The sequence below is a fragment of the Pseudomonas oplopanacis genome, from assembly GCF_057128725.1.
Window position 1 is genome coordinate 1 of record NZ_JBSKHV010000039.1, and the last position, 1,134, is coordinate 1,134.

Consider the following 1,134-nt stretch of genomic DNA (forward strand, 5'->3'; position numbering starts at 1 on the left):
CTGTTGACGCAGTACAGACCGTGGGAGATTTCGCCCCTCCTCCTTTCACCCAAGCGCCGATAAAGAATGCTTCTGGCTAGACCGACGATAGGAACAAGCCTGCGCCTCTGGGTGAGCCCTTCAAGTGCTTAAAACCTTATCCCGGAGCAAATCCAATGGCAATGCCGGTTCTTGTTTCAAAGCCGATCGTGGGTGTGGATGTCGCCAAGAATGAATTGGTGATTTATCAGGCTGAGCTCGATTTGCTCGAAGCGATTCCCAACACCAAAGCGGCTATCAAGCAGTGGTTGAAGGACTTGCCAGAGACGGTGGCGATAGCCATTGAGGCAACCAACATCTATCACCTGGAGTTTGCGGACTTGGCCTATGAGGCTGGCTGCACCATTTACATGGTGGGCGGCTATGAGCTCAGTCATTACCGCAAAGGTGTCAAAGTTCGCGCTAAAACTGATGCGCTCGATGCCAAATTACTCGCCCGTTATTTAAAGAATGAAGCTGAGGAGCTTCATCCCTGGACCCCGCCGTCTCCTCTGTACCGCCAGCTCTTGAGCCTGTTCCGCCGCCGGGCGGCGTTGGTCCAGGCGCGAGTGGGCCTGGTGCAAAGTTGGGCCAATGAACCGTTGCTGAAGGCTGCTTTCGCCGAGCAGGTGAAATCCATGCAGCAACTTGAAACGCTGGTTGAAAAGACGATTAAGGACCATCTGAAAGAAGCCGGTTTGCTCGGCCAGTTAAAACGTTGCCTGAACGTTGAAGGTATTGGTTTTTTGACCGGGGCTCGCTTGATTGCAGCATTCCAGCGGGGCGACTTCAGAAACGCGAATGCCTTTATCGCCTTCTTGGGAATGGATTTGCGGGTGGCGAAATCAGGACAAAAAGATAGTCGCCGGAGTTTGAGCAAGCGAGGTGACCCAGAGGCCCGCCGTCTTTTGCACAATGCCGCGATGGCGGCCAGCCGAACGGCGGCCTGGAAAGGATTTTACGAAGCGCAAAGAGCTCGGGGCTTCAGTACCACTCAGGCGCTGGTAATGCTGGCTCGCAAGCTTGCTCGGGTCGTATTCGCCCTGCTGAACGGGCAGAGCGAATACCAATCGAAAACCAGTTGAGGGCTTCCCCTCAACCATAGAATCTCCCACA

Annotated in this window: 1 protein-coding gene; it reads left to right on the top strand. The window is 54.4% G+C overall.

The genetic code is table 11. The annotated features are described in order from the left end of the window. Positions 1-155 precede the first annotated feature (155 nt). Entirely contained in the window at positions 156-1,103 is a 948-nt protein-coding gene (locus ACWKV5_RS29595) for an IS110 family RNA-guided transposase (RefSeq protein WP_483844147.1), read from the top strand. The last annotated feature ends 31 nt before the right edge of the window (positions 1,104-1,134 follow it).